This is a genomic window from Deinococcus rhizophilus (genome assembly GCF_030271215.1).
GTDB classification, from domain to species: domain Bacteria; phylum Deinococcota; class Deinococci; order Deinococcales; family Deinococcaceae; genus Deinococcus; species Deinococcus rhizophilus.
In genome coordinates, this window is record NZ_JASNGB010000157.1 from 1 (window position 1) to 7,124 (window position 7,124).

The window sequence follows — 7,124 nt, forward strand, 5'->3', positions numbered from 1 at the left end:
CCGCCCGTGGGCGACCGCCGCTGGAAGGCCCCGCAGCCCCCGGCCCTGTGGGTGGGCGAGCGCGACGCCTCGCGCCCCGGCAACGTCTGCCTGCAAACCGGGCTGGTCGAGGGCCAGAGCGGGGTGCGCGGCTCGGAGGACTGCCTGTACCTCAACGTGACCGCCCCCGCGAACGCCCGGAATGCCCCGGTGATGGTCTGGGTCCACGGCGGGTCCTTCCGTTCGGGCGCGGGCAGCGACTACGACGCGCGGGTGCTGGCCCGCGAGCAGGGCGTGGTCGTGGTGACGATCAACTACCGCCTCGGCGCCCTGGGCTTTCTCGCCGCGCCGGAGTTGCTGGAGGGCCGCACGGTGGGCAACTACGGCCTGCTCGACCAGCAGGCGGCCCTGCGCTGGGTGCGGGCCAATGCGGCGGCCTTCGGGGGTGACCCGCGCAACGTGACCCTCTTCGGGGAGTCGGCGGGCGGCATGAGCGTGTGCGCCCAGCTCGCTTCGCCCCTGTCGGCGGGCCTGTTCGACCGGGCGATTCTCCAGAGCGGTCCCTGCACCCCCGAGATCAACACCGTGCCCGTGACCCAGGCCCTGAAAACCGGGGCCGCCTACGCCCGCGCCCTGGGCTGCCCGGAGGGCGACGCCGCCTGCCTGCGCCGGGTGCCCGCCGAGCGGCTGCTGAGCACCGAGGTGCCGGGCGTGCGGGCGCCCGGCACGGTGGCCCTGCCCCCTGTCTACGGCGACGCTGCGGTGCCCGTGGCCCCCGCCGAGGCCTTCCGCCGGGGCGAGGTTCACCGTGTGCCCCTGATTGTGGGGAGCAACCAGGACGAGGGCACCCTCTTCGTCGCGCCGCTGGGGGCACAGCGGGACCTCCCGCGCTGGCAGTACGTGGCGCTGGTGGCCGTGCTGGAGCGCTGGAACACGCCCCGCGTGCTGGCGAACTACGCCACCCGCGACTACGAGACGGTGGGACTGGCCGCCGCCGCCCTCGCCGGGGACGGCCTCTTCGCCTGCCCGGTCAACGACCTGTCGCGCGACCTCGCCCGCGTGACGCCCGTGTACGCCTACGAGTTCCGCGACCGGAACGCTCCCATCACCCTGCCCCCCACCGCCACGGTGCCGCGCTACGGGGCCTACCACGCCGCCGAGATCATCAGCGTGTTCGGCACGCCGCTGCCCGGCCTCGCCAGCCCGGCGGGCTTCACCCCCGCGCAGGCCGACCTCGCCCGCACCATCCGCGCCTACTGGGGCAACTTCGCCCGCGCCGGGAACCCCAACGGCGCAGGTTTGCCGGGGTGGGCCCGCCTCGACCCCGCCCGGAACAACGTGCTGGGCCTCGCTCCCGGCGCGGTGGGCGAGCGCCTCGATTTCCGGCAGGAGCACCGCTGCGAGGTCTGGAGCCGGTGAGGTGAGGGCGGCTCCCCCGGCTCTCCTGCTGCTGGCCGCCGCCCTGCTGGGTCTGACCTGGGGACTGCGGCGCGACCCCCTCGATCTGGTGGTGCTGGGAGCGGGCCTCGCGGCGCTGCTGCTGGTCCTGCGCCTGACCCTGCGGGGCGACGGGCGCGGGCGGCTGGCTCTGCGGGGCCTCGCCTCGCTGCTGGGGGGCGTGGCGCTGTTCGGCGTGCGGGAGCCTGCCGGGGCGCTGCTGTTCGCCGCCGTCTTCTTCGGCAGCCAGATGCTGACCCGCTGGCTGGTGCGCCGGGGGTAGGGCCACGGAAAGGGCCGAGCCCTCCCCGGCGGGAGAAGGCGGCCCCCTCAAGCCGCTGTCAGGCCCGGTTCGCCACTCCCGGCACCGCGCAGGAGTCGCCCTCGCAGCTCTCGGCGGGGGCGTCCTGCGCCAGCAGGGTCAGGGGCGCGGGGTGCGTTTCAGCCCACAGCTGCTCCAGCGCCGAGCGCAGCACGTCGGGCGACTGGGCGCCGCTCACCCCGTACTTGCCGCCCAGCACGAAGAAGGGCACACCGCTGATGCCCAGCGCACGGGCCTGCGCCTCGTCCTGCCGGACGGCTCCCGCGTACTCGCCGGAGGCCAGCGCCGCCCGCACCTCGTCCGCGTCCAGCCCGGCCTCGGTCGCCAGCCGCACCAGCACCTCGGGGTCGCCCAGAAACTCGCCCTCGGTGAAGTAGGCCCGCAGCAGCCGCTCCTTCATGGCGTCCCCCTGGCCCCCCTGCGCCGCCAGATGAATCACCTGATGGGCCTGAAAGGTGTTGGTGGGCTGGAGGTCCCCGAAGTGGTAGTCCAGCCCCTCGTCCGCCGCCGTTCCCGTCATGGCGTCGAGCATCTCCTGGGCCTGCGCCTCGCTGCGCCCGTACTTGCCCGCCAGAATCGCCCGCATGGACTGGCCCGGCCTCGCCGCTACCGCCGGGTCGAGTTCAAAGGAGTGCCACACGACCTCGACCTGATCGCGTCAGGGAAAGTCGGCGAGGGCCGTCTCGAAACGCCGCTTGCCGACGTAGCACCACGGGCAGGCGATATCGGACCAGATGTCCACCCGCAGCTTGTCCGGAGAGGAGGCAGTGAAGGCTGTCATGCCCCCATTCTGCCCTGCTTTAAAAAACAAAGCAAGGAGGGGGGGCACGTCGGGCACCTGGGGTCGGAAGAAGGCTCCTATTCCTGCCTGGCGGCCGCCCCTACACTCGGCCCATGACCACCGATCCGGCCCGTCCCCCCTTCGCCAGGCCCAGCGACGAGGACCTGCGTCAGCGGCTCACGCCCATGCAGTACCGGGTGACCCAGCAGGAGGGCACCGAGCGGGCCTTTACCGGTGAGTACTGGGACCACGAGGCCCCCGGCCTCTATGTGGACGTGGTGTCCGGCGAGGCCCTGTTCAGCTCGCTCGACAAGTACGACGCGGGGTGCGGCTGGCCCTCGTTCACCCGGCCTCTGCCGGGCACCTCCCTGACCGAGAACACTGACCACAAGATCGGCTACGCCCGGACCGAGGTCCGCTCGCCCTCGGCCGACTCGCACCTGGGGCACGTCTTCCCGGACGGCCCGCAGGAGGAAGGCGGGCTGCGCTACTGCATCAACTCGGCGGCGCTGCGCTTCGTGCCCGTGAACGAGCTGGAGGCCCAGGGGTACGGCGAATACCTCAGGCTGTTCCAGTCGTAGGCGGACCCGTAGGCCGTCCGGCAGAGCAGGGCGAGAGGACCACGGGGCAACTTCCCCGGCGGTCCTCTCGTCGCTCCGGTGACCGCTCACGGTGCTGGGGCCAGAGCCCGGCCGTGCCGCCGCCCGCAGCCGATCCCGTGGCGACGCCGCGACCCCCTGAGCCGCGACCTTCAGATGAAAGTCTCCCGAAGTCGGCCCCCGCCGGGAGGTTGCATGAATTCTCATCTGGGATGCTAGGCTACGCAGGAACCAACTGTAGAGCAGTTTTCGTTTCGGACCTTTGCCACGCCGTAGGACCGCACCATCGGAGGTATTGCCATGAAGAACTTTGGACGCTTGAGCCTGCTGACCGCCACCCTGATGTTCGGCATGAGCACTGCGCTGGCCCAGACGCAGCCCCCCGCCACTCCGCCCACGCCTCCGACCACGCCCGCACCCCCGGCGACGCCCCCGGCCGCCCCCGCTGCCCCGGCTGCCCCGGCGACGCCCGCTGCTCCGACCGAGACGCCCGCCACCGAGGAAGCTCCCGCTCCCGTCGTGTCGCAGGAAGCTGCCCTGACGATCGGCGACGCCACGGTCACGATTCCCGGCATTCAGGACGCCGCTCTGGTCAAGACCTTCTCGACCGTGCTGGGCGGCGGCGCGGTCTACCGCGGCTCGGTGACGGGTTCGATCGACCAGATCGTGCAGGCCTTCACCACCGCCGGGTTCGTGTCGGCGGACGGTGCAGATGCAGCGGCGGACGGCGCGGCGGCTGAGGGCGAGGCTGCCCAGGCCTCCACCGAGACGGCCACCACGACGACCACGGAGACCACGACCACCACCGAAACGGCGACGACCGAGGCGACCACCACCGAGACGGCCACCACCGACGCGGCAGCCACGGACACCGCTGCGGCAGATACGACGGCCAGCACCGGCACCACGGCCACCGGCCTGACCGGTCTGCCTGAGGGTGAAATCCGCCTGTTCACGCAGGGCGGCCAGACCTACGAACTGCGCGTCTACGAGCGCGGCGGCTTCACGGTCATCGTGTGGTCGCGCATCGGCACGGCCAGCACGGCACCCGCTGGCAGCTGAAGCCAGACAGGCAGGAGAGGGCGGACGCCGGATGGGTGTCCGCCCTCTTCCTGTGGCAGTCGTCCTTGTTGCCATCCCGCCGTCTGATGGTGCCATCCGGGCTGCAGCAAGAGCAGAAACGAGCTGGCCGGAAGTTCCTCTCTCCTGTCTGCGTTTCTTACTTCCAAAAGCGTTACCGTTCCCCCAGGGGGTAATCGTGACTGCACAAATGCATATTGGCCTCGCCGAGCTGTTGCGGCGGCACCACATCAGCCAGAAGCAACTGGCCGAGGCTGCCGGAATGCGCCCTGCCACGGTCCACGCCATCTTCCACGGGCGCGTCGAACGGGTGGAGATCGGTACGCTCGTGGACCTCGTGACAGGCTTGCGGCGTCTGGGGGTCAAGGCCGATGTGGGCGACATTTTGCAGGTGGTTGACCAACCCGACGAGGCTGAGCAGGCGGCCCGCGAACGCGCCCTACGGCTGCTGGGGGGGAGTCCCTGGGGGCTGCAACCGAAGGGCCTGGCCGAGCCTGTCCCCGTCAGTGGTCCTCCTATTGAAGACCTTCTGCCCGACCTGCTGGGGCCGTCGCTTTGAGCCTGCTCTACCTCGACACCTCCGCGCTGCTTCGCCTCTATACCCGCGAACCGGACTATGGGCAGGTCGCCGCCTGCAAGGAACAGGCAGACGGTGTGATCTGCCATGTCATCACCTATGTGGAGATGGTTTCTGCCTTCACCTGGCGGCGGGCTCGAAAGCTGCTGAGCGGTCGGGCGTACCAGACGGCCCTGGAGGCATTCAGGAGCGATTGGCCGACCTTCCAGCATGTCGCCGTAGACCAGCAACTCTTGCAGGACGCCGCCGCGCTCGCGCAGGCACACACTCTGCGGGCCTACGACGCCGTTCACCTGGCCGCCGCGCAAGCTGTCTCTCCACTTGGACTTCAGTTCATGACCTTCGACACGAACTTGAGAACCGTGGCTGAGCAGGTGCTACCAGGGCAGGTGTGGGTGCCGTAGAAGGCGAGGGGACGAGCCACCCCGTCTCCCCACTTTCCCCTTCCGCCCGCTTCCCCCGCCCCACTTTTCCCTGACAAAGCAGAGGCTCTGACAACAGGCCAAACCAGCGTAAGCCAGAACGTATGAATGTTAGTATGACGGCATGACTTACCAGAACGCCGAACGCATGACCATCAGCCTGCCGCCCGATATCGCCCGTTACATCAAGAACTACCAGCAAACGCACGGACTGGAAAGCCGCAGCGAAGCCTTCGTGAAAGCCGTTCAAGCCCTCAGGGAACAGGAACTGGCCGAGCAATACACCGCACTCGCCCGTGAGAACGACCCCGAACGCGCCCTCTTTCTGGAAGGCAACACCGACGGACTGGAACCCAGCGACGGTAGCGAATGGCTGTAGGACTCATCCGGCGCGGCGACATTTTTCTGACCCATTTCGGCCCCGCCCGCGCGGGTGAGCCGGACTTCAAACGCCCCGCTGTGGTCATCACCAACAATGTCGCCAACGCCAAAGCGGATGCCCTGACGGTGGTTCCACTCACGAGCAACCTGAACACCGTCTATGACTTTCAGCTTCTGCTGCCCACCGAGCGCACCGGTCTAAATCTGGACAGCAAAGCCCAGACGGAACTCATCACCTGCATTGCCGTCAGCCGAATCGGCAAGCGCCTGGGGCAAGTCCCCACCGACCTGATGACCGAACTGGACGCCAGAATCCGCCTGCACCTGGCCCTGTAAAAAGTCGAGAAGTCCAGTGGTCGAGGAGTGGAGAAAACATCGTCCCCCTCGACTTCCAGATCCCCCGACTCCTCACCTTCCTTCCATCCTCCATCAGCGCAGCGGAACCATTCCCCATCCCCACGCCCCCAGGCGCACTCCCCGCCCCGCTTTTCCCCGCCAAAACAGAGGCTTGAGCTAAGGTTAAAACTCAGCGAATCAAGCGAACGTTGAAAGGCAGGTCGGGAATCTTGGCCCAGTTTTGCTCGGCAGTCAGCACATCCACCTTCAGGACTTCCGCTGTTCCCAGACAGGCTGCGTCCCCAAGGCTCAGGTCATACGGAGACTTGCGGGCGTAGTAGAACACGGCAGCTTCACGACAATCAGCGCCGAACACCACTTCACGCGCTAGCCCCAGCAGCGGGTCAAGGTGCGCCTGAACTTGCTTCGGCGTGAACGCGCCCCTCCCAATCAACTTTCCCTGAACTTCCGTCAGGGTCACGCTGCTCACGAAGCATGGGCGACTCCCCACCACGTTCAGAACTTCCGCACCGCCCTCTTCTTTCAGCAGGAACGCGATGATGGCACTGGCATCCAGCAGCACGCCTTACCAGCCCTTCTTCTTCGCTTCTGCACGGCGTTCGTCCAGGAGTTCCTGAGTAAAGTCCCGGTCTTTCATCTCGCCTGTTTTCTGCAAGCTGCCGTACAGCGATTGGGCCAGCAGGCGGCGGCTGGTGAGCTTGTAGCCGTCCTCCAGTTCCAGCAGGATCAACTCGTCGCCTTCTTTCACGTCCAGTCTGGCGCGAGCTTCAGAGGGGATCAGGACTCGTCCTTGTTGTTGTAATTTCAGATAAAGGGGATGAGGAGCAGTCATGCCTAAGTATAACCGAACAGGTGAGAAATCGAAAAGTGACTATCAGAGCTTTCCTGACTGGAAATTCCGAGATGGTGAGAAAACCCCCGTCCCCCACCTTCCCCTTCTGCCCGCTTCCCCCGCCCCGCTTTTCTCCGCCAAAGCAGAGGCTTGAGCAAAAACTTGTCCACAACTGCCTCTAGCCCTGGTAACATCCGTGCGGAATGACTCTTCTGGAAAAATACAACGAAATAAACGACAGCCCGAATGGCCTCAAATTATGGACTGTAGATCTTCATTTTCACACCCCTGCCTCTAAAGATTCAGCATGGGTTGACTGACATCTTGCAGTTTTAGAAAAGGCTGTCTGGAACGCGC

10 protein-coding genes and 1 pseudogene are annotated in these 7,124 nt (G+C 67.2%); 8 read left to right on the forward strand and 3 right to left on the reverse strand.

Translation table 11 applies throughout. The features are described 5' to 3' along the window. Together QOL99_RS13470 and QOL99_RS13475 are read left to right on the forward strand one after the other, a co-directional pair. Positions 1-1,398, forward strand: a 1,398-nt coding sequence (locus tag QOL99_RS13470; protein WP_285524566.1) for a carboxylesterase/lipase family protein, incomplete at its 5' end; no start/stop codon positions are given. 1 nt (position 1,399) lies between these two features. Then, positions 1,400-1,699 carry a hypothetical protein gene (locus tag QOL99_RS13475; RefSeq protein ID WP_285524568.1) on the forward strand — a complete coding sequence of 100 codons (300 nt, stop codon included), beginning with the start codon at positions 1,400-1,402 and terminating at the stop codon, positions 1,697-1,699. A gap of 58 nt (positions 1,700-1,757) precedes the next feature. Here the strand turns inward: QOL99_RS13475 and QOL99_RS13480 are convergent. Next, positions 1,758-2,519, reverse strand: a pseudogene (locus QOL99_RS13480) (DsbA family oxidoreductase). A gap of 113 nt (positions 2,520-2,632) precedes the next feature. Here QOL99_RS13480 and msrB point away from each other — a divergent pair. From msrB to QOL99_RS13510, 6 genes are all read left to right on the forward strand, one after another. Continuing rightward, on the forward strand, positions 2,633-3,100 hold the full coding sequence (msrB, locus tag QOL99_RS13485; protein ID WP_285524570.1) for a peptide-methionine (R)-S-oxide reductase MsrB: 468 nt from the start codon (positions 2,633-2,635) through the stop codon (positions 3,098-3,100). A 318-nt stretch (positions 3,101-3,418) separates the two neighbouring features. Continuing rightward, on the forward strand, positions 3,419-4,180 hold the full coding sequence (locus QOL99_RS13490; protein ID WP_285524572.1) for a hypothetical protein: 762 nt from the start codon (positions 3,419-3,421) through the stop codon (positions 4,178-4,180). Positions 4,181-4,376: 196 nt separating this feature from the next. Continuing rightward, the gene (locus tag QOL99_RS13495) at positions 4,377-4,757 is read left to right on the forward strand and encodes a helix-turn-helix domain-containing protein (RefSeq protein ID WP_285524573.1); all 381 of its coding nucleotides are present in this window, start codon (positions 4,377-4,379) and stop codon (positions 4,755-4,757) included. Further along, complete coding sequence (locus QOL99_RS13500) at positions 4,754-5,179, forward strand: type II toxin-antitoxin system VapC family toxin (RefSeq protein ID WP_285524574.1); 426 nt, start codon at positions 4,754-4,756, stop codon at positions 5,177-5,179. The genes QOL99_RS13495 and QOL99_RS13500 overlap by 4 nt, the downstream gene beginning before the upstream one ends. A gap of 142 nt (positions 5,180-5,321) precedes the next feature. Then, positions 5,322-5,576 carry a ribbon-helix-helix domain-containing protein gene (locus QOL99_RS13505; RefSeq protein ID WP_119765841.1) on the forward strand — a complete coding sequence of 85 codons (255 nt, stop codon included), beginning with the start codon at positions 5,322-5,324 and terminating at the stop codon, positions 5,574-5,576. Beyond that, positions 5,567-5,914 carry a type II toxin-antitoxin system PemK/MazF family toxin gene (locus tag QOL99_RS13510; RefSeq protein WP_285524575.1) on the forward strand — a complete coding sequence of 116 codons (348 nt, stop codon included), beginning with the start codon at positions 5,567-5,569 and terminating at the stop codon, positions 5,912-5,914. The genes QOL99_RS13505 and QOL99_RS13510 overlap by 10 nt, the downstream gene beginning before the upstream one ends. A gap of 190 nt (positions 5,915-6,104) precedes the next feature. On the opposite strand, the gene QOL99_RS13515 is transcribed toward QOL99_RS13510, so the two are convergent. After that, a complete protein-coding gene (locus tag QOL99_RS13515; protein ID WP_285524576.1) occupies positions 6,105-6,497 on the reverse strand; it encodes a PIN domain-containing protein in 393 nt (130 codons plus the stop codon). Between the two features lie 3 nt (positions 6,498-6,500). Beyond that, entirely contained in the window at positions 6,501-6,767 is a 267-nt protein-coding gene (locus tag QOL99_RS13520; RefSeq protein ID WP_285524577.1) for an AbrB/MazE/SpoVT family DNA-binding domain-containing protein, read from the reverse strand. Positions 6,768-7,124 lie beyond the last annotated feature (357 nt).